General features: G+C 69.9%; 19 protein-coding genes. 14 read left to right on the top strand and 5 right to left on the bottom strand.

Annotated features, from left to right (window positions below; all coding sequences use genetic code 11):
• The first annotated feature begins 3 nt into the window (after positions 1 to 3).
• Together ABEA30_RS00730 and xerD are read left to right on the top strand one after the other, a co-directional pair.
• Positions 4 to 627 (top strand): NUDIX hydrolase, encoded by a 624-nt coding sequence (locus ABEA30_RS00730; protein ID WP_345577510.1) that lies wholly within the window; start codon positions 4 to 6, stop codon positions 625 to 627.
• Positions 624 to 1,538 carry a site-specific tyrosine recombinase XerD gene (gene xerD, locus ABEA30_RS00725; RefSeq protein WP_345577508.1) on the top strand — a complete coding sequence of 305 codons (915 nt, stop codon included), beginning with the start codon at positions 624 to 626 and terminating at the stop codon, positions 1,536 to 1,538. Before ABEA30_RS00730 ends, xerD begins: the two co-directional genes overlap by 4 nt.
• Before the next feature lie 5 nt (positions 1,539 to 1,543).
• Here xerD and ABEA30_RS00720 read toward each other — a convergent pair whose 3' ends face one another.
• Positions 1,544 to 2,812 (bottom strand): GNAT family N-acetyltransferase, encoded by a 1,269-nt coding sequence (locus tag ABEA30_RS00720; protein ID WP_345577505.1) that lies wholly within the window; start codon positions 2,810 to 2,812, stop codon positions 1,544 to 1,546.
• A gap of 471 nt (positions 2,813 to 3,283) precedes the next feature.
• Here ABEA30_RS00720 and ABEA30_RS00715 point away from each other — a divergent pair, with 471 nt between their 5' ends.
• From ABEA30_RS00715 to ABEA30_RS00670, 10 genes are all read left to right on the top strand, one after another.
• Positions 3,284 to 4,204, top strand: coding sequence for a ParA family protein (locus tag ABEA30_RS00715; protein WP_386084992.1), 921 nt, complete (start codon positions 3,284 to 3,286; stop codon positions 4,202 to 4,204).
• Positions 4,201 to 4,551 (top strand): hypothetical protein, encoded by a 351-nt coding sequence (locus tag ABEA30_RS00710; protein ID WP_345577502.1) that lies wholly within the window; start codon positions 4,201 to 4,203, stop codon positions 4,549 to 4,551. The genes ABEA30_RS00715 and ABEA30_RS00710 overlap by 4 nt, the downstream gene beginning before the upstream one ends.
• 2 nt (positions 4,552 to 4,553) lie before the next feature.
• Positions 4,554 to 5,384 carry a segregation and condensation protein A gene (locus ABEA30_RS00705; RefSeq protein ID WP_345577499.1) on the top strand — a complete coding sequence of 277 codons (831 nt, stop codon included), beginning with the start codon at positions 4,554 to 4,556 and terminating at the stop codon, positions 5,382 to 5,384.
• On the top strand, positions 5,381 to 5,983 hold the full coding sequence (gene scpB, locus ABEA30_RS00700) for an SMC-Scp complex subunit ScpB (RefSeq protein ID WP_345577496.1): 603 nt from the start codon (positions 5,381 to 5,383) through the stop codon (positions 5,981 to 5,983). The genes ABEA30_RS00705 and scpB overlap by 4 nt, the downstream gene beginning before the upstream one ends.
• The gene (locus ABEA30_RS00695) at positions 5,967 to 6,719 is read left to right on the top strand and encodes a pseudouridine synthase (RefSeq protein ID WP_345577493.1); all 753 of its coding nucleotides are present in this window, start codon (positions 5,967 to 5,969) and stop codon (positions 6,717 to 6,719) included. The genes scpB and ABEA30_RS00695 overlap by 17 nt, the downstream gene beginning before the upstream one ends.
• Before the next feature lie 78 nt (positions 6,720 to 6,797).
• The gene (locus ABEA30_RS00690; RefSeq protein ID WP_345577490.1) at positions 6,798 to 7,709 is read left to right on the top strand and encodes a T3SS (YopN, CesT) and YbjN peptide-binding chaperone 1; all 912 of its coding nucleotides are present in this window, start codon (positions 6,798 to 6,800) and stop codon (positions 7,707 to 7,709) included.
• A gap of 19 nt (positions 7,710 to 7,728) precedes the next feature.
• Complete coding sequence (locus ABEA30_RS00685) at positions 7,729 to 8,130, top strand: pyridoxamine 5'-phosphate oxidase family protein (RefSeq protein ID WP_345577487.1); 402 nt, start codon at positions 7,729 to 7,731, stop codon at positions 8,128 to 8,130.
• 5 nt (positions 8,131 to 8,135) lie between these two features.
• The gene (locus ABEA30_RS00680) at positions 8,136 to 9,011 is read left to right on the top strand and encodes a universal stress protein (protein WP_345577484.1); all 876 of its coding nucleotides are present in this window, start codon (positions 8,136 to 8,138) and stop codon (positions 9,009 to 9,011) included.
• Positions 9,008 to 12,811, top strand: coding sequence for an ATP-dependent RNA helicase HrpA (gene hrpA / locus ABEA30_RS00675; RefSeq protein WP_345577481.1), 3,804 nt, complete (start codon positions 9,008 to 9,010; stop codon positions 12,809 to 12,811). The genes ABEA30_RS00680 and hrpA overlap by 4 nt, the downstream gene beginning before the upstream one ends.
• Before the next feature lie 15 nt (positions 12,812 to 12,826).
• Complete coding sequence (locus tag ABEA30_RS00670) at positions 12,827 to 13,675, top strand: acyl-CoA thioesterase (RefSeq protein WP_345577478.1); 849 nt, start codon at positions 12,827 to 12,829, stop codon at positions 13,673 to 13,675.
• A 50-nt stretch (positions 13,676 to 13,725) separates the two neighbouring features.
• Here the strand turns inward: ABEA30_RS00670 and ABEA30_RS00665 are convergent, their stop codons facing one another.
• On the bottom strand, positions 13,726 to 14,658 hold the full coding sequence (locus ABEA30_RS00665; RefSeq protein WP_345577475.1) for a sigma-70 family RNA polymerase sigma factor: 933 nt from the start codon (positions 14,656 to 14,658) through the stop codon (positions 13,726 to 13,728).
• A 218-nt stretch (positions 14,659 to 14,876) separates the two neighbouring features.
• Between ABEA30_RS00665 and ABEA30_RS00660 the strand changes: the two genes are divergently transcribed.
• The gene (locus tag ABEA30_RS00660) at positions 14,877 to 16,238 is read left to right on the top strand and encodes an RNA polymerase sigma factor (protein WP_386085005.1); all 1,362 of its coding nucleotides are present in this window, start codon (positions 14,877 to 14,879) and stop codon (positions 16,236 to 16,238) included.
• 79 nt (positions 16,239 to 16,317) lie between these two features.
• On the opposite strand, the gene ABEA30_RS00655 is transcribed toward ABEA30_RS00660, so the two are convergent.
• From ABEA30_RS00655 to ABEA30_RS00645, 3 genes are all read right to left on the bottom strand, one after another.
• Complete coding sequence (locus ABEA30_RS00655) at positions 16,318 to 17,253, bottom strand: hypothetical protein (RefSeq protein ID WP_345577471.1); 936 nt, start codon at positions 17,251 to 17,253, stop codon at positions 16,318 to 16,320.
• A 92-nt stretch (positions 17,254 to 17,345) separates the two neighbouring features.
• Positions 17,346 to 18,074, bottom strand: coding sequence for a glutamine amidotransferase (locus ABEA30_RS00650; RefSeq protein ID WP_345577468.1), 729 nt, complete (start codon positions 18,072 to 18,074; stop codon positions 17,346 to 17,348).
• Positions 18,075 to 19,214, bottom strand: a complete 1,140-nt coding sequence (locus ABEA30_RS00645) for a carboxylate-amine ligase (protein ID WP_345577465.1) — start codon at positions 19,212 to 19,214, stop codon at positions 18,075 to 18,077. It abuts the gene before it with no gap.
• A 108-nt stretch (positions 19,215 to 19,322) separates the two neighbouring features.
• Here ABEA30_RS00645 and ABEA30_RS00640 point away from each other — a divergent pair, with 108 nt between their 5' ends.
• On the top strand, positions 19,323 to 20,516 hold the full coding sequence (locus ABEA30_RS00640; RefSeq protein ID WP_345577462.1) for an amino acid aminotransferase: 1,194 nt from the start codon (positions 19,323 to 19,325) through the stop codon (positions 20,514 to 20,516).

The following is a 20,516-nucleotide window of genomic DNA, read 5'->3' as shown; positions in this document are numbered from 1 at the left end:
CGCATGCGCGTCGACGAGCCGATGAAGTGGCCGGTCCGTGGGCGGGAGGTCCTGGCCTCGGGCAAGGTGACCTCCTTCGTCGAGGAACAGGTCGACACCCCCTCGGGTGAGCTCATCACCCGCCAGTTCATCACCCACCCGGGGGCGGTGGCCGTCGTCGCCTGGCAGGAGGCCACAGACCAGATCGCGGTGCTGCGCCAGTACCGCCACCCCGTGGGCCTCGAACTGGTGGAGATCCCGGCCGGGCTGCTGGACGTCGAGGGCGAGGACTTCGTGCTGAGTGCGCAACGCGAACTGGCCGAGGAGGTGGAGCTGGCCGCGGACAGGTGGGACGTGCTGGTCGACATCCTGACCACCCCGGGGTCCTCGGCGGAGTCGCTGCGGATCTACCTCGCGCGGGAGGTACGCCCCGCGCCGCGCCCGGACGGCTTCGTGCTCGCCGGCGAGGAGGCCCACATGACGTGGGCGTGGGTGTCACGCCAGGACCTGGTGGACCAGATCCTGGCCGGGCGTTGCCAGTCGCCCTCGCTGGTGGCAGGCGTGCTCGCGCTCGAGACGGCCCGTCTCTCGGGCCGGCTGGCGGGGCTGCGACCCGCCGACGCCCCCTGGCCCGTCCGCGAGTCGTGAACGCCCTCGAGCAGGCGCGCGACGACTACCTCAACCACGTGCGGGCGGAGCGCGGGCTCGCCACCAACACCGTGGCCGCCTACCGCCGGGACCTTGCGCGCTACCTCGGCTTCCTGGAGGCGCGCGGGATCCGCTCCGTGGGCGAGGTCACGCCCGTGGAGATCACCGAGTTCATCCGGGAGCTGAGCGCCGGCCAGGCCCGCTCGTCGGTTGCCCGGCACGTGGTGAGCGTGCGCACCTTCCACCAGTTCTGCGCCGAGGAGGGGCTGGCGCCGTCCAACCCGGCCGCAGAGGTGTCGCCGCCGAAGCTCGAGCAGAGGCTGCCGAAGGCCCTCTCGGTGGACGAGGTCTCCCGCATCCTCGACGCGCCGGACCGCACCGAGGTCACCGGGCTGCGCGACGCGGCGCTGCTCGAGCTGCTCTACGGCACCGGCGCGCGCGTCTCCGAGGTCTGCGGGTTGGACGTCGACGACGTCACGGCCGCCCTGTCGGACCCTGACGGGGGCATCCGGCTGCTCGGCAAGGGCGGCAAGGATCGGGTCGTCCCCCTCGGCAGCTACGCGGCCAAGGCGGTGTCGGCCTATCTCGTCCGAGCCCGCCCCGCGCTGGCGCAAGCCGCGAGGAGGCACACGCCCGCCCTGCTGCTGAACCAGCGGGGGGCCAGGCTCAGCCGGCAGTCGGCGTGGGCGGTGCTCCAGCGGGCGGCTGAAGGCGCAGGCATCGACGCGGACGTCTCACCCCACTCGCTGCGCCACTCCTTCGCCACCCACCTGCTCGACGGCGGGGCGGACCTGCGGGTGGTGCAGGAGTTGCTCGGCCACTCGTCGGTGGCCACCACCCAGATCTACACGTTGGTGACCATCGAACACCTGCGCGAGGTGCACGCCGCCGCCCACCCGCGGGCCCGCTGACCGGCTCAGAAGGAGGCGAGGTTGATCGGCCGTTCGTCGACCTGGAAGAGCCGGGAGAGACGCATCACCGCACTCCGCTCGCCGCGGACCAGACCGGAGAGGGCCAGTTCCGCAGCGGTCCGATCGCCGTGCCACATGGTGCCCAGCACGTCGACGGACAGTGCCGCCTCCGGTGCATCGTCCGAGCGCTCGGCCGTGCCGTGCCCGTCGTGGGCCTGGAGGCGCCACACCCCGCTGCAGTAGCCCATGGCGTCGGCGATCTCGACCACCACGCTGCCCTCGCCGTCGAACCCGCGCTGGGCGGTGGCCGAGGGCAGGTCGAGGATCCGCAGCCACGCGGGGTCGTCGCCCTCCTTCGTCCGCACCGCCCACGGGTCGGTGAGCGAGGCGGCGAGCGGGTCGCCGGGCATGGAGAAATCGAGGTTGAGGCGCTCCACCAGGTCCATGTCGGCCATCGCCCGCCACAGCGCGCGGGAAACCGACTCATCGGGGGCGCAGACCTTGCGCACCGTCACGGTGATCGGTTCCTCGTCCCAACCGTTCGGCGTGAACAGGGCGAACCCGTCCACCTCGCCGGCGGGCGAGAAGTGCACCGCGCAGCGCAGCGACCGTGCCGGCCCGTTGTCGCGGGAGTCCCACTGGCCGGTGTCGATCAGGAAGTGGCCGTGGAGGTGGCCGACGGCACCACGGTGGCGCGCCTGGTGCGCCCGGGTGAGCCGCTGCCAGTGGTCCTTCAGGAACGCCGGCGGCACGAACTCGATCGATCCCGCGGCGACCGGCACATCCGGCCGGAAGGTGAACCGGTCGGTGCGGACCTCGATGGGATGGACGTGCGTCGAGACGCCGAAGCCGTAGCGGCCGTAGATCGTCGCCTCCGACGCGGTGAGGGTGGCCAGCGCCCTTCCGTGGTCACGGGCGGCGTCCAGCTGTTGGCGCATCATGTGGCTGAGGAGGCCCCGGCGGCGGTGGCTCGGACGCACGGCCACGGTGTTGATCACCAGGGCGTCGACGAGCCCCCGCCCGCAGTTGATCGTCGAAGGCGCGGAGGCGAAGGCAGCCACCGCGCGCCGACCGTCGAGGCCCGGCCCCTCCGTGGTGACCCGGCCGAGCCAGGCGCCGTCCTGCCGCCGGTGGGTGCGATACGTGGCCAGTCCCTCGTCGGTGGCCGCCGTCTGGAGGAACCCGAAGCGGAAGACGTCGAGGTAGTCGGCCCAGGCGGGGCTCTCGTCAGGGGTCTCCAAGGGCATCAGGTCATATCGGTAGGGCGCTTCCACCCGATCGACTCTAGCGGCTGGGCCGGAGAGAGCCCGGGAGCACATGAGCCCGGACCACCTCATACGTGGTCCGGGCTCGCGTCACATTTATCGGCGCAACCTGACATAGGCGTGACGACACGCCGACAAATGATAAAACTCCTGGTGAATTCTTCCAATTCGGCTGACAAGCATGCGCCGAGCGTGTAGACATGTCCTACGCACTTCCTTTCGAGGAGGAGCGAGGAAGGGACAGTCCCACTTTCGAATTGCCGCAAGTCTGATCTTCGCAGCACCCCACCCGGCGAGGTGGGTGAGAAATACCCGGATGCCCTTCCACGGCAGGTGGTCCGCCACCACCCGCCACACCCAGGTGGCCTGACCAACTCATACTTGGTCAGGCCACCGCCTTGTCCGGGGTCTGGTGGGGAAAACGGCAGCGGCGCGTCCACTAGGCTGGTCCCCACTTGCGAAGAAGTAGGAGGCAGTGCGGTGGCCGATAGCGGGCTGTTCGAGAAGTCGGAGTTCCAGGTGCCGGATGCACCCGGCGAGTCGACGCTCGTCGATACCGGCGAGATCGGGCCCACTGGGCGACCCCTTCCCGTCTTCCCCGAGCCCCAGCCGCCGGCTCCGGGCCCCAAGAACGCCATCATCGTGTCGATGACCAACCAGAAGGGCGGCGTCGGCAAGACGACCACCGCCATCAACCTGGGCGCCGCGCTGGCCGAGACCAGCCGCAAGGTGCTGCTGGTGGACTTCGACCCGCAGGGCTCGCTCTCCGTCGGGCTGGGCGTCAACCCCCACACCCTGGACCGGTCCATCTACAACCTGCTGCTCAGCCGCGAGTACGAGCCGCAGGACGTCATCCGCGAGAGCACCGTGCCGGGCCTCGACATCCTGCCCAGCAACATCGACCTCTCCGCTGCAGAGGTGCAGCTGGTCAGCGAGGTGGCACGAGAGCAGACGCTGCAGCGCGTGCTGAGCAAGCTGCGCTCCGGGTACGACTACATCCTCATCGACTGCGCGCCCAGCCTCGGCCTGCTCACGATCAACGCACTCACCGCCAGCGACCACGTCATCGTCCCGCTGGAGTGCGAGTTCTTCGCGCTGCGCGGCGTGGCGCTGCTGACCGACACCATCTCCAAGGTGCAGGACCGGCTCAACCCCGACCTGTCGGTCATGGGCATCCTCGGCACCATGTACGACGCCCGCACCCTCCACAGCCGTGAGGTCCTCGAGCGCGTCGTCCAGGCGTTCGGCGACGAGGTGTTCCACACCGTCATCCGCCGCACCATCAAGTTCCCCGAGACGACGGTGGCGGGCGAGCCCATCACCACCTACGCCTCCGCCTCGCCCGGTGCCGACGCCTACCGCCAGTTGGCTCGTGAGGTGCTGCTGAGGAGCGAGGGGTGAGCAAACCCAAGCGCGCGGAGCTGCCTGGGGCGTCGGAGCTGTTCCGTCCCACCCGGCAGCCCGCCGAGCCCGAACCGAGGGCGAAGCCCCAGGTGCAGGCGGCGCCCGAGCCGACGGCGGACGCGGCGTCGCCCGTGCCCAGCGGGCGGGTGCGCCACGACCACAAGATCACCGTCTACTTCAGCGAGGACGAGCTCCTGGCGCTCGAGGACGCCAACCTCGACCTGCGCCGCACGCACGGGATCCGCGTGGACCGTGGGCGCATCGTGCGGGTCGCCGTCGCGCACGCGCTGGCAGACCTCCTTGCCCGCGGGGCCGACAGCGACCTCGTGGCCGAACTCAGATAGCAGTGAGCAGGGCCAAGGCGCAGGGGGAGCAGCGCGACGAGCTGCCGGGCTTCGAGCTGCGGCTCAGCAACTTCGAGGGCCCGTTCGACCTGCTGCTCGACCTCATCTCGAGGCGGGAACTCGACATCACCGAGGTGGCGCTCAGCGCGGTCACCGACGAGTTCATCGCCTACGTCAAGCTCGGCGGCGAGATCTGGGACCTCGACAAGACGAGTTCCTTCCTCGTGGTGGCAGCCACGCTGCTCGACCTCAAGGCCGCCCGCCTGTTGCCCGGCGGGGAGGTCAGCGACCCCGAGGACATCGCCGCGCTCGAGGCCCGTGACCTGCTGTTCGCCCGACTCCTGCAGTACCGCGCCTTCAAGAAGCTGGCCGAGTGGGTGGCGCAGACCATGGACGGCGCGGAGTCCACGCATTGGCGTCCGGGCGGCCTCGAGGAGCAGTTCCGCGGCGTGCTGCCAGAGGTCGAGCTCCCGCTCACGCCGGACGACGTGGCCCGCCTCGCAGCGGCCGCGATGGTCCCGAAGCCCGCACCCGTCGTCGACCTCGGCCACCTGCACGGCAACGCCGTCAGCGTGCCCGAGCAGGTCGCGCACGTGGCCGACCGGCTCAAGCGGGAGGGTGCGGCCACGTTCCGCTCGCTGATCGCCGGCGCCGACCGGCTCACCGTCGTGGTGCGGTTCCTGGCGATCCTGGAGCTCTTCCGCGCCCAGCAGGTGGCGCTCGAACAACTCGAACCGCTCGCGGAGCTGACCATCCGCTGGACGGCCGGCGACGAGGCGGCCGTCGAGGTCACCGACGACTACGGACCCCAACCCGAACTGGAGGACGCATGAGCGCCCAGGCCGCCCTCGAGGCCATCCTGCTGATGGCCACCGAACCGACCACCACCGACGAGCTGGCTGCGGCGCTGGGACTCACCGTCGCGGAGGCCGACGGCGAACTCGAGGCCATCGCCGGGTTCTACGAGGACCAGGGGCGGGGCATCCGGCTGCGGCGCGTCGCCGGTGGCTGGCGGTTCGCCACTGACCCGGCGCTCGCCGACGTCCTGGAGGCGTGGCTCGTCTCCGACCAACGCTCGCGCCTCACGCAGGCCGCCCTCGAGACGCTCTCGGTGATCGCCTACCTGCAGCCGGTGACCCGTGGCCGCATCTCGGGCGTGCGCGGCGTCAACGTCGACGGAGTGGTGAAGACCCTCCTGGTCCGCGGCCTGATCGCCGAGGCGGGGGAGGACCCCGTCACCGGGGCCATGACGTTTCGCACCACGCCGCTGTTCCTGCAGAAGCTCGGCCTCAATTCGTTGCGGGAACTGCCGGACTTGGCGCCGCTGTTGCCAGACGCCGTAGCCTTGGAAGCTGAGCTGGGACAACTCGCCGCCGCGATGGCGCCCGAGGCCCGGCCGGAGGAGGAACCCGAAGATGAACGATCAGCCTGACAGCCCCCAGGGCGAAGGCATCCGCCTGCAGAAGGTGCTGGCCGCCGCCGGCATCGCCTCGCGCCGCGCCAGCGAACTGCTCATCGAGGAGGGTCGCGTCGAGGTCAACGGGAGGATCGTGACCGAGCAGGGCCTGCGGGTGGACCCGGAGAAGGACACGATCCGGGTGGACGGCTCCCGCATCCCGTCGCCGCGTCACCACCTGTACCTCGTGATGAACAAGCCGCGCGGGGTCGTCTCGACCATGGAGGACCCGGAGGGCCGCAAGACGCTGCTCGACTACCTGCCGCGCCTCAAGGAGCGGATCTTCCACGTCGGCCGGCTCGACACCGACACCGAGGGCCTGATCCTGCTCACCAACGACGGCGAGTTCGCCCACCGCATGGCCCACCCCAGCTACGAGGTGCCCAAGACGTACTCCGTGCAGGCGGCCGGCGTGATGGACAACCGCACGCTCAAGCGCCTCGAGAAGGGCGTCACCCTCGACGACGGCCCGGTGAAGCCGGACAAGGTCAAGCTCGTCTCGCGCGGCGCCAACAAGACGCTCGTCGAGGTTTCCCTGCACGAGGGACGCAACCGCATCGTGCGCAGGATGTTCGACACGGTGGGCCACCCCGTCGACCGCTTGGCCCGCACGGCCATCGGCCCGGTGCGGCTGGGCACGCTCCCGGTGGGCGAGATTCGTGAGCTGACAAGGGAAGAGCTGGGCGAACTGCTCGACCTCGTCGGCATGTGACCCTGCCCGGGGCCGGCCGCACCGAATGGATTGCCTCACCTCGCACGTGCGCTAGGTTGAAGGTCAAGGAGGTGGCCGGTGGCCGGGTACGAGGATTTCGACTTCGACTTCGACGCGACCCAACAGGGCGCCTGGGAGGATTTCACCACCCGTCTCGACGAGGTGCTCTCCGTGATGGACGCCACCGCAGACCTCACGATCTCCGTGGCGTCGGCCAAGAAGGACGGTGAGGGTGCCGAGGAGGAGCTCCCGGGCATCCGGTTCTCGATGATCGAGCCGGGCGTGATCGCCGCCTACGTGAGGGGGCCGCACGGCGTCCCGACGGCGCAGCAGGCCGGGGACCTGCACCGCCTCGGATGGGATCAACCCACGGTTGACGAGCAGCGGTTCCACACCGTCGTCGACCAGGAGGAATCGTTGGCGCTGGCGCAGCTCGCCACCGAGACGCTGTCCGAGGTGTTCGGGGTGCTGCACCCCGTCTTCCTCGAGCCGGACCAGCTCGCGGAGATCCTCAAGGGCCAGACCGACTGGGTGCCGCTGACGCCCAAGCCGCTCACCCGCGACCAGGTGGCCGTCATGCCCGCCAACCGCACCGAACTGGACAACCTGGTCGACCACGAACTCGCGAAGGCGTTCGGGCACCCTCCGCTGCGCAACGAGCAGGGCGACGTGGCCATCCGGGTGGGGTCGACCATCGTGTTCCTGCGGTCGACGCCGGACGCCGCGGAACTGGTGCTGTTCTCCGCGCTGGTCCACGACGTGGAGGGCCGGTCGCGGGCCTGTGAGGTGCTCAACGACCTCAACGTCGAGGCCCGCTACGGCCGCTTCGCCCTGCACCGCGACCGCGTGTTCGTCCAGGTCTCCGTGGCCGCCAAGCCGTTCGTGCCGGCGCACCTGCACCAGGCGCTGATCCACCTGGCGCAGATCGCAGACGGCATCGACGACGCGCTGGCGAGCAAGCTCGGCGGCCGTACCACGTTCAACGGCTGACAAGCGATACAGTTTCCCCATGACCGATCCGCAGCAGGTGACCTACTTCTCCCGGCTCGAAGGTGAGGAGTGCTGGGCGTTGTTGAGCGAGGCCGTCGTCGGTCGCATCGCGTGGCAGGGGGCAGACGGCATCGTCGTGGTCCCCGTCAACTACCAGGTCGTGGACCGGGCCATCGTCTTCCACACGGACGTCGAGTCCAGCCTCGCGAAGCTGTCCGACGGCAGGAGCCTCTCCTTCCAGGTCGACGAGATCGACCCCGACACCGCCATCGGCTGGTCGGTGCTGGTGCGCGGCACCGGCGGCCTGGCCGATCCCGCGGTGGCCAACACGAGCTGGCTCGACGATGACAACACCGTCGGGATCGCGATCACCGTCACGTCGATCGACGGGCGGGTCGTGTCCGGAACGAAGAAGGGCTGACCATCATGAACGAGAAGACCTCTCCGCTGGTCGTCGTCGGCGTCGACGGAAGTGACGACGGCCTCCGGGCCGTGCGTTTCGGCACCGGCGCCGCGCTGCGCATCGACGGTGAACTGCTGCTGGTCAACGCCGTCGACGACACGCTGATGGCCGGGGCATGGGGCGTCGTCTACGACCCCGAGGTGCTCCAGTCGGCGGGCCTCACCGCCAACGAACAGGCCAGGGACGTCGCCCTCAGCATGGGCCTACCCGAACACCGGATCAAGACCGAGGTCGTCATGGGGTCGCCCGGCGGGGTCATGTCCCGGCTCTCCGAGGTGGCGGACCTCGTCGTCGTGGGCCGCCGCGCCGCCTCCGGCCTGGAGCGCATGTTCGTCGGATCCACCTCGGTGGCCGTGGTCGCCAACGCCTCGTGCCCCGTCGTCGTCATCTCGGCCGCCGCGCACCCGGACCCCATCGGCGGCCGTGGCATCGTCGGCGTCGGACTGCAGACCAGCCCAGGTTCCGAGAAGATCCTCCAGGCCGGCTTCCAGCAGGCACAGCGCCTCGGCTCCCGCCTCGAGATCGTGCATGCCATCCAGCCCCCCGTCGGGCTGTTCGCCCGCAAGCTGTCGCCGGCCCAACTCGAGGAGCAGGTGCGCTTCGCCAAGGGCGGCATCGAGGCCATCGCCAACGAGGTGGGCCAGGCGTTCCCCGACGTGCAGTACCGCGTGGAGGTGGCCGCGGACAGCCCCATCAACGAACTCGTCAGCCGCAGCGCCGGCTATGACCTGCTCGTGGTGGGCGTGGGCGACTCGGGGATCCCCGGCTTCTCGCTGGGCGGCCTCATGCGTGGCCTGTTGGCCCACGCGGAGTGCCCGCTGTTCGTCGCGCGCGGATGACCGAGGCCCCCGCCGCACCCACCGTCGACGTCGATCCGCAGCTGCCGATCGCTGCGGAGGCGGAGCACATCGCCGAACTCATCCGCACCCACCAGGTGGTGGTCGTCGCGGGCGAGACCGGGTCCGGCAAGACCACGCAGTTGCCCAAGATCTGCCTGATGGCGGGTCGGGAGAACATCGCGCACACCCAGCCCCGCCGCATCGCCGCGCGGACCGTGGCGCAGCGCATCGCCGACGAGTGCGGGGTGGGCCTGGGCGAGTTCGTCGGCTACCAGGTGCGGTTCACCCGCAAGGTGACGGCGGCCACGCGGATCAAGGTGATGACCGACGGCATCCTGCTGGCCGAACTGACCCACGACCGGATGCTCAGCCGCTACGACACGATCATCATCGACGAGGCGCACGAGCGCAGCCTCAACATCGACTTCCTGCTCGGCTACCTGAAGCAGCTGCTGCCCAAGCGGCCGGAGCTGAGGGTGGTGGTCACGTCGGCCACCATCGACACCGCCCGCTTCTCGGAGCACTTCGGCGACGCGCCGATCGTCGAGGTGTCGGGCCGCACCTACCCCGTGGAGACCCGCTACCGGCCGCTCGACGAGGGCCAGGACGAGATCGACGGCATCGTCGGCGCCGTCGAGGAGATCCTCACCGAGCCAGGGGGCGGCGACATCCTGGTGTTCCTGTCCGGCGAGCGGGAGATCCGCGACGCCGCGGAGGCGATCGACGGGCTGGGGTCCGGGCTCGAGGTGCTGCCGCTGTTCGCGCGCCTGTCGGCGGCGGACCAGCAACGCGTGTTCTCGGGGCACAGCGGGCGCCGCATCGTGCTGGCCACCAACGTCGCCGAGACGTCGATCACGGTGCCCCGCATCCGCTACGTCATCGACACCGGCCTGGCGCGCATCTCGCGCTACTCGGCGCGCACCAAGGTGCAGCGGCTCCCCATCGAGCCCGTGTCACAGGCCTCGGCCAACCAGCGCGCCGGCCGCTGTGGGCGCCTCGGCCCCGGCATCGCGATCCGGCTGTACTCGGAGGAGGACTTCGAGGCGCGTCCCCGCTACTCGGACCCCGAGATCCTGCGGACGAACCTGGCCACCGTCATCCTGCTGATGGCGCAGGCCGGGCTGGGCGACGTCGAGGGCTTCCCGTTCGTCGAGGCCCCGGTGCTCAGCCAGATCAACGACGGCGTGCGTGTCCTGAGCGAACTCGGCGCCATCCACCCCCGGCCCCGCCACGCGCAGGTGCGCCTCACGCGCACGGGCCGGATGCTGGCGCGCATGCCGGTGGACCCCCGGCTGGGCAGGATGATCATCGAGGGCGCCCGCCGCAAGACGCTGGCCACCGTCCTGGTGCTCGTGGCCGGCCTGACCGTGCCCGACGTGCGGGAACGCCCGGCCGAGTTCCAGCAGCAGGCCGACCAGCTGCACCGTCGCTTCTGGGGCGTCGACGAGGCGCCCCAGCAGGCCGACGGCGGCGCGCCCAAACGCCACACGGTGCACACCGGCACCCGAAAGGACCCCGCGCCCAAGGCGTCGTTGGAGGGCGGCGACTTCGAGGTGCTGCTCAACATCTGGAACTACCTCCACGCACGCCGCCGCGAACTGTCGGGCAACCAGTTCCGCAGGATGTGCCGGGCGGAGTACCTCAACTTCGTGCGCTTCCGCGAATGGGAGGACCTCGTCTCCCAACTGCGGGAGGCCGCCAAGGAACTCGACCTCGACACCCGCGGGCACGGCCCCACCGACCAGGTGCTCACGAGCCTGCTCAGCGGCCTGCTCTCCAACGTCGGCGTGGCGGAGGAACAGCGCGGCAAGCGCGAACCGGGCAAGCGCCGGCCGCTGCAGGAGTACCAGGGCACCCGGGGCGCGAAGTTCGCGCTCCAGCCGGGCTCTGCGCTGGCCAGGTCGATCCCGCCGCTGGTGATGGCCTTCGAGCTGGTCGAGACCTCGCGCCTCTGGGCACGGACGGTGGCCGCCATCAAGCCGGAGTGGGTCGAGGCCGTGGCCGGACCCCTCCTGACCCGGACGGTCTCCGAGCCCGTGTGGTCGCAGCGCTCCGCCAGCGTCGTCGCCAATGAGCGACTGACGCTGTTCGGCGTGCCGATCGTCGCCGGGCGCCGCACCGACTACGCCAAGGACCACCCCGTCGAGGCGCGCGAGATATTCCTGCGCACCGCGCTCGTCGAGGGGGAGTGGGACACCCCCAACCCGGTGGTGCGTGGCAACCGGGCCGTCCTGGCCGAGGCCGAGAAGATGACCGACCGGATGCGGCGGCCGGACCTCCTCATCTCCGACGAGGCGCTGTACGAGTTCTACGACGCACGGGTGCCCACCGACGTGGTCTCCGGCGCCACGTTCGACAAGTGGCTGCGCGCCACGCCGAAGGAGCAGTGGCCGCTGCTGATGATCGACGACGCGATCGTCGACGCCACCCAGCTGCGGCCCAGCGACTTCCCGGACAGGTGGACCTTCGGCGAGCACCGCCTGCCCATCGACTACACCTTCGACCCGGGCGCAGGCAGCGACGGCGTGACGCTCAAGCTGCGCCTCGAACTGCTGGGCCAGCTCGACGCCGACGAGTTCTCCTGGCAGGTGCCCGGGCTGCGTCGCGAGCTGGCCACCGAGCTGATCCGCTCGCTGCCCAAGTCCGTGCGCACCAGTTTCGTGCCCGCGCCGGACTTCGCGGCCAGGGCGCTCACCTGGCTCGACGAACGGGGCGAGGTGGGCGAGGGGGCCTTCCCCGACGCGCTGGCCCGCGCACTCACCGCGCTCACCGGCGTGGTCGTCGAGGGGTCGCAGTTCACGCCCGACGCCGTGGCCGCGCACCTGCGCCCCACCTACGTCGTGCTCGACGAGGGCCGCGAGGTGGCCCGTGGCACGGACCTCGACTCGCTCCTGCAGAAGCTGTCGCCCAAGGTGGCCGCCAAGCTCACCCGGTCGGCCGGCGACCAGGCCGCCACCGGCCAGAAGGCGTGGACGTTCGGCACCGTGCCGCGCGAGACCACCGTCGGCAAGGGCGTGGTCGGGTACCCGGCGCTCGTCGACGAGGGCAACGGCGTGGGGCTGCGGGTGTTCGACTCCGCCGCGCGGGCCAGCCGCTCGCACGCCCACGGCGTGCGCAGGCTGCTCACTCTCACCAACCCGGACCCCACGAAGTGGGTGGTGTCGCACCTGGGCCGCACGGAGAAGCTTTCGCTCGCCGATTCCCCGTACCCGAAGGTGCCCGACCTTCTGGCAGACGCCTGGCTGAAGGCCGGCGAACAACTGGCGCTGCAGCAGGGCCCCCTCGACGGCGTGCGCACCGAGGCCGACTACCAGCGGGTGGCGCTCGAGGTGCGACAGGAGTGCCCGGGCCGCACGCTCCAGGTGGTCAACACCGCGGCCCACTCGCTCGCCTTCGTCACCCAGGCACGGATCCTGCTGGCGGGCATGCCGGCCACCGACCCCGTCCGCACCGACGTGGCGCAGCAGCTGGACAACCTGTTCTTCAACCGGTTCATCTCGGCCACGCCAGACCCTTGGTACGCCCACCTCCCGCGCTACGCGCAAGCCGCCGTCGCCCGGCTGCAGGCCGCGGCGGTGAACCCGGCCCGCGACGACAAGGTCGCCGTCGAGCTGTATGACGTCGAGGATGCCTACGCGGCCCTGACCGAGCGGCAGCCGCCCGGGCCGCTGCGCCCGGAGGTCGAGGAGATCGCGTTCCTGCTGGAAGAGTTCCGCGTGAGCCTCTTCGCGCAGCAGTTGCGCACGGCGGTGCCGGTGTCGGCCAAGCGCATCCGTCAGGCGATCCGTCAGGCGCAGTGAGCGCCATGTGGCACGATGGACGGCGTGCCGAAGGACGTCGCCGAACTCATCGCCCTGTTTGACCTGACTCAGACCGGGGCGTCGAGCTTCCGCGGGCCGCATCCGCAGACCTACCTGCAGCGGCTCTTCGGTGGGCAGGTGCTGGGCCAGACCCTCGTGGCGGCCGCCCGCACCGTCGCGTCTGACCGGCGGATCCACTCGCTCAACGCGTACTTCCTGCGGCCGGGAGCCAACGACGCACCGCTGGACTTCGAGGTCGAGGTGGTGCGCGACGGCAACACGTTCAGCAACCGTCGGGTGGTGACCCGGCAGGGGGACCGCGAGATATTCATGATGACGGCCTCCTTCCAGGCGCCGGAGGAGGGGCTGGACCATTCGGCGTCCCCGCCGGCCGACGTCGCCGTGTCGGAGGCGAGCCCGTCGCTGCGCGAGGTGCTGCAGCGCCGGTTCGGGGCACCGTTCAAGCTGCTGTCGGAGTGGGACGCGCTCGACGTGCGGCTGGCGGCCCGCCCGGACCGAACCGACTCGGGTGGCTCGATGAGGGCGTGGGTTCGCACCCGGCAGGCGATGCCCGACGACCCGGTGCTCCACGCCGCCGTCCTGGCCTACCTCAGTGACATCACGCTGCTGAGCGTCACCACCGTGCCCCACGAGGTGGAGTTCCTGTCACCGGCGATGCAGGCCGCCTCGATCGACCACGTCATGTGGTTCCACCGGCCCGTGCGCGTCGACGAGTGGCTGCTCTACGACATGGTCTCCCCGTCGGCGTCGCACGCCCGAGGGTTCGCGACGGGCAGGCTGTTCCAGGGCGGTCAGGCCGTGGCCAGTTGCGCGCAGGAGGGCCTCATCCGGGTCCTGGCATGAGACACGGCCCGCGCCTTGGGGGAGAGGCACGGGCCGTGTGGTGTGTGGGCTCAGGCGGCGATGCCCTGCGATTCGCGCATCGTCGCCAGGGCGGCACGCTCGATCTGGCGCACCCGCTCGGCGGTGATGCCCCAGTGCGTGCCGATGTCGGCCAGCTTCGCCTGCCGTCCGTCGAGCAGGCCGTAGCGACGGCGCACGACATCCTGTGAACGCTCGTCGAGGTCAGCCAGCATCCCCTCGAGGCGGGCACGCTCCTCGGCGTCGAGCACCATCTCGTCCGGGCCGGGCGCGGTCTCGCGGGCGATCAGGTCGCCCAGCGCGGTGTCGCCGTCGGACTCGACGGGGGCGTCGAGCGAGACGTGGTCGCGCGAGTAGCGCAGGAGGTCGACGATGCGTGCCTCCTCGAGGCCCAGTTCGTCGGCGATCTCGTGGATCTCCGGCTCCCGGCCGAGCTCGCGTTCGAGGTTGCGGCGGGTGGCGGATACCTGGTTGACCTGCTCGGCGACGTGCACGGGCAGCCGCACGATGCGGCTCTGCTGTGCGATGCCGCGCGAGATGGCCTGGCGCACCCACCACGTGGCGTACGTGGAGAACTTGAAGCCCTTGGCGTAGTCGAACTTCTCCACCGCACGGATGAGGCCGGTGTTGCCCTCCTGCACCAGGTCGAGCAGCGGCATCTGGGCGCGGCCGTAACGGCGGGCCACGGAGACCACGAGCCGCAGGTTGGCCTTCACGAAACGCTGGATGGTGCGCTCGCCCTCGGCAGCGATCTCGCGCAGTTCCTCCTCAGTGGCCGCCACGTCGGTGGTGATCTCACCGTCGAGGATCTTCTGCGCGTAGAGCCCTGCCTCGATGGCGCGGGCGAGTTCGACCTCTTCGACAGCGGAGAGCAGGGGCGTCTTGGCAATGGCGTCCAGGTACAGACCCACGGAGTCCTTGCCCTCGATGCCTTCGGTGCTTCGCATGCGCGCAGTACGATTCATATTCTTCAGACCTTTCGCCAGTCGTCACCCATAACAACGAAGGCCCTGCGCGGTTGGTTCCATGAGTTCGCCCACGGGCGAGAAATCATCCCCAGGTACGAGACGACCCTGACCCCGGATGGGGGCGTTCCCGGGGCAGGCGGTTTGAAGGGGCCGAGTGGGCGTGCAACAATGGACGGCGCGTCACCCTTGACCAAGGCGGGGCGGCGCATGCGCAAATTGCAGTCGAAGGCCTTGAGAGGACCACAGTGACCGAGAACGCTGAAGGCACCGGCAAGACTCCCCGTACTCGCCGGAGCACGAAGAGCGCCGCCGCTGAGGAGACGCCGACCACCAAGCGCGCGTCCACGCGCAAGCCGGCCGCCCCCAAGACCGCTGCCAAGACGACGGCCGCCCGCCGCACCACAGCGAAGCCCGCCACCGCCAAGAAGGAGCCCACCATCGCGGAGGCCTCCACCGGCGAGGTCGAAGTTCAGTTCGAGCGGGATGGAGACGACGTGGTGCTCACCGTGGGGGGCAAGAAGCGCACCCTTGACGACGTCGACGAGGCCACCTTCAACGAGGCCGAAGTGGCCAAGGACGAGAAGGAGCTCGTCGAGGAGGAACAGGGCTTCGCGCTGTCGGATTCCGACGACGCGGACGAGCCCGAGCAGCAGGTGGTGTCGGCCGGCGCCACCGCTGACCCGGTCAAGGACTACCTGAAGCAGATCGGCAAGGTCGCGCTGCTGAACGCGGTCGAGGAGGTCGAGCTGGCCAAGCGCATCGAGGCCGGCCTCTTCGCCGAGGAGCGGCTCACCTCGGACGAACCCCCGTCAGCGGAGGACTCCGAGGACCTGGAGTGGATCGCCGAGGACGGCCGCCGCGCCAAGAACCACCTCCTCGAGGCGAACCTGCGCCTCGTGGTGTCGCTGGCGAAGCGCTACACCGGCCGCGGCATGCTGTTCCTGGACCTCATCCAGGAAGGCAACCTCGGCCTCATCCGCGCGGTCGAGAAGTTCGACTACACCAAGGGCTACAAGTTCTCCACCTACGCCACCTGGTGGATCAAGCAGGCCATCACCCGCGCCATGGCGGACCAGGCCCGCACCATCCGCATCCCCGTGCACATGGTCGAGGTCATCAACAAGCTCGCCCGCGTCCAGCGCCAGATGCTGCAGGACCTCGGCCGCGAACCAACCCCGGAGGAACTGGCCGTCGAGCTGGACATGACGCCGGAGAAGGTCGTCGAGGTCCAGAAGTACGGCCGCGAGCCCATCTCGCTGCACACGCCCCTGGGCGAGGACGGCGACTCGGAGTTCGGTGACCTCATCGAGGACTCCGAGGCCATCGTCCCTGCCGACGCGGTGAACTTCACGCTGCTGCAGGAGCAGCTCAACGACGTGCTGGACACGCTCAGCGAGCGCGAGGCCGGCGTCGTCCAGATGCGCTTCGGCCTCACCGACGGACAGCCGAAGACCCTCGACGAGATCGGCAAGGTCTACGGGGTCACCCGTGAGCGCATCCGCCAGATCGAGTCCAAGACCATGTCGAAGCTGCGCCACCCCTCGCGTTCGCAGGTGCTGCGCGACTACCTCGACTGAGCGGCCCAGCGCCCCCAGACGCCCGAAGGGCGGTCACCCCACGGTGGCCGCCCTTCGTCGCATCTGCTGGCGTTGTGGTTCAGCTGAACCGCACCATGTTGTTGAGGATCTCCTTGGTGACCCAGCGGTAGGTGCCGTTGCGGTACTCGATCACGCTGGCCGTGGCCCAGGTGCGGCAGCCGTTGCGGCCGGTCAGGGCGGTGTCGCACTCGGTGCGCCAGGTGCGGCCACCGTCGGTCCAGCTGAGCTTGCCGCCGACGACGCCGTTGGCCGCGAGCGGGTTGCCCTTCCACGTGGCACGGGGGCTGGCCTTGTAGGTCAGGTTGTTGAACGCCCAGCCGTTCACCTGCACGAAGCGGCCCCGGTCGTCGTCATCGTCATCATCGTCGTCGTCATCGTCGGCGTCCCAACGCACGATCGTGGCCTGGATCTCCGTGCGGCAGCGCTCGGTGGTCGAGTACGGCTCACAGGTGGTGCGCCACTGTCGCCCGTTGACGGAGTGGAGGCCCGGGGTGATGTAGACGTCGACGGCGGGAGCGGGGGCGGGTTCTGAGGGCGTGCCGGTGAACGTGGCGCACTGGTCCTCGGCGTTGCCCTGCACGGCGTTGCCGGAGCCGGTCGGGGCCGGGGCGTTCTCCTTGCACTGGAGGTTGCCACCAACCGTGTTGTCGGTGACGCTGATCGTCGCGGTGTTCTCGAACAGCTGGATGTCGCCGCCGACGCGCACGCCGCTGATGCTCACGCTCCCGGTGGCGTACTTGACCTGGATGTTGCCGCCGACGTGCCCGCCCGTGACGGTGAGGGAGCGGCCGCCGTCGGTGATGACGTTGCCCTGCGTGGTCACGTCGGTGAGGGTGCAGGACGCGCCGGCCGGGACGACGATGTTGTCGTCGCCGACGTCGCGGTTGGAGATGCTGGTGGTGCAGGTGACGTCGGCGGCGGCCGTCTGGGCAGTGACCGCGAGGCCGCTGAGGGCCAGGGCGGCGGAGGCCGCCACGCTGAGGAGTCGCTTCATCGGGGTTCCTTTCAATCGGTCGGCGATGTCGCCGTGGCCCCTACTCAACCCAGCGTCCCTGAACCGCGCATGGGTTCAGGATGAGAGAAGTCTCATTCCCGGGCCATGGCGGCGAAGTTCTCCAGCATGCGGTGCACCTCGGGCGTCGGCTGCGTGCGCAGCGCGTAATCGACGAGGGTCTCGGTCTGCTCCGGGTCGAAGTAGCCGGCGTCACGGTAGATGCGGATGCGGGCGGCCAGGCCCTGGGAGTCCAACTCGGGATGGAACTGCGTGGCGTAGACGTGCCGGCCCACCCGGAAGGCCTGCACGGGACACACCGTGCCGGTGGCGAGCAGGGTGGCACCCTCGGGCAGCCGACGGCACGCCTCCTTGTGACCGACGAAGGCCTCGAACGTGCCCGGCACGCCGTCGAAGATGGGGTCGCGGAGGCCCTCCGAGGTGACGGTGGCCAGCGTGGTGCCGACCGCCTCACCGTACGTCCGGTCGACGACCCCGCCCAGCCTGTCGGTCAGCGTGCCGACGCCGTAGCACAGGCCGAGGAATGGCAGGTCGCGGCCGACCACCTCGTCGATGACCCGGTTGAGGTCTGCCTCGACGCGGTGCTGCAGCGCCGACTTGACCGGGTCGCTGGCGTTGAACGGGCCGCCGCCCAGGAAGATGCCGGCGTAGTCGTCGAGGTCCAGCTCGGGCAGCGGTTCCGCCTCCACCCGCAGCTGGACCACGTCGTCGTCGGCCAGGCCGCCCAGCCGGACCACGGCCTCGCGTTCGCCCTCGGCAGCGTCGTCCTCGGGGCGGGTGCTGAGCAGCAGGAACGGTCTCACCTAGTCCTCCTTGAACTGCGGTTTCCCTGCGCGCAGTTCGTCGATCAGTGAACGGGTCACGGCGCGCATGTCGCCGTCGGTGGCAGCGGCCACCCGACGCTGCCGCAGGTAGCTCGGCCCCTTCTGCACCAGTTGGTGCAGGTGCTCGAACTGCTGGTGGCAGCCGAGTTCGTCCGCGATGGGCGCGAGCCTGTCCAGCCAGTACAGGATGCCGTCGGTGGCGTGGATGATGTGTTCGTCCTTGCGGACGCTGATGATGTCGGCCGACAGGCCGTAGCGGGCCGCGCGCCACTTGTTCTCGCGCATGAACCAGAAGGGGAGCCGGTCCAGCGGTTCGCCCTTGGCCAGGACGCGCGACATCCGCTCGACGAGCGCCTGGCTCAGTGCCGCCAGGGCACCCACCTCCATGGTGGTGGGGACGGAGTCCATGGTCCGGTTCTCGACGGTGCCCCACTGGGACGGACGCACGTCCCAGCGGATCTCGGACGGGTTCTGGATCATGCCCGCGCCCTCGAGCTGCGAGGCGAACGCCTCGAGTTCGCGCCAGTCGGCCATGTGATACGGCAGCCCGTTGGTGGGCAGCTGCTGGAAGACCATGGTGCGCTGGGAGGCGAAGCGGGTGTCCTCACCCATCCAGAACGGCGAGGAGGCCGACAGCGCGATGAAGTAGGGCGTGAACCGTGCCAGGCCGTACACGATCGGCAGCGCCTTGTCCTTCTTGTCGATGCCGACGTGGATGTGGAGGCCGTTGATCGCCATCTGCTGGCCCCACCACCCGTTGCGCTCGGTGACGCGCCTGTACTGGGGCTTCTCGTAGGGCCGTTGCGCCGCCGGATTGCCGAACGGGTGCGCGCCGGCACCCAACAGGGTCATGCCGCGGGGCTCCAGCACCGACAACGCCCAGTCGCGCAGCCGCGTCATCTCCGCGACGGCCGAGTTCACCGTCGTGTGGACACCCGTGACGAACTCGACCATGGAGGTGAGGTATTCGCCGCGGATCGGGCCGTTGACGGGGTCGTCCACCCTCTCCAGCAGCAGCGGGTCGCCCGGGACCTGTTCGTACGTCGTGGCGTCGACGATCGCCAACTCCCACTCGATGCCGATCGTGGACTGCTTCGACTGCCCGAACTTGATCCTCATCAGGCCTCCCAGATGTCAGTGGCAGATTAGTGTACGGCGGTGGAAAGGCCATGGCGGTTCCGCCCATCGGCATTAGGCTTGGATGCGCTTTAGAAAGTGAGGCCTCCCATGTCGCTGTTCGATGCAGTCGAACTCGCCCCTGCTGATCCCATCCTCGGCCTGACCGAGGCGTACAACGCCGACACCAACCCCAACAAGGTCAACCTGGGCGTGGGCGTCTACCTGGACGAGCAGGGCAAGCTCCCGCTGCTCGAGTGCGTGCACATCGCCGAGCAGCGCCTGGCCGAGGCATCCAAGCCCAAGGCCTACCTCCCCATCGACGGCATGCCCGCGTACCGTGACGCGGTGCGCGAACTGGTCTTCGGGGCCGACTCGAGCGCGCTGGCGGACAAGCGCGTCGTCACCGTGGAGTCGCTGGGCGGCACCGGCGCGCTGAAGGTGGGCGCCGACCTGCTCAAGCAGATGAACCCGTCGGCCACCGTGCTGCTGTCGGACCCCAGCTGGGAGAACCACCGGGCGCTGTTCAACCGCGCAGGGTTCCGCGTCGACACCTACCGCTACTACGACGCCGAGGCCAAGGGCATCGACTTCGAGGGCATGCTCGCCGACCTGCGCCTGGCCGACGCCGGCACCATCGTCGTGCTGCACGCCTGCTGCCACAACCCCACCGGGTACGACCTGGTCGCCGAGCAGTGGGATCAGGTCATCGAGGTGCTCCGCGAGCGCAACCTCGTGCCGTTCCTCGACATGGCCTACCAGGGCTTCGGCTTCGGCCTCGAACGCGACGGCGCCGTCGTCGGCCGCTTCGTCGAGGCGGGCCTGGAGTTCTTCCTGTCGACGTCGTTCTCGAAGTCGCTGAGCCTGTACGGCGAGCGCATCGGGTCGCTGTCGATCGTGACCGCCGACGAGGACGCCGCCAAGCGCACCCTCTCGCAGGTCAAGATCTGCATCCGCACCAACTACTCCAACCCCGCCACGCACGGCGCGGCGATCGTCGCCACGGTGCTGGCAGATCCCGAACTGCGCGCCACCTGGGAGCGGGAGCTCGGCGGGATGCGCGAGCGCATCAAGCAGCTGCGTACGGGCCTGGTGCAGCGCCTCGAGGCCCGCGGCATCACCGACATGGGCTTCATCGCTGAGCAGATCGGCATGTTCAGCTACTCCGGCCTCACCAAGGCGCAGATGGTGGAGCTGCGCGAGAAGCACGGCGTCTACGGCACCGACACCGGCCGCATGTGCGTCGCCGCGCTGAACGACGGCAACCTGGACACGGTCGCCGACGCCATCGCCGCCGTGCGCTGA

Origin of the sequence: Tessaracoccus lubricantis, assembly GCF_039544535.1 — a bacterium.
Classification (GTDB): Bacteria; Actinomycetota; Actinomycetes; order Propionibacteriales; family Propionibacteriaceae; genus Arachnia; species Arachnia lubricantis.
Note: the sequence above shows the minus strand (reverse complement) of the source record. Positions and strands in the feature narration are given on the sequence as shown.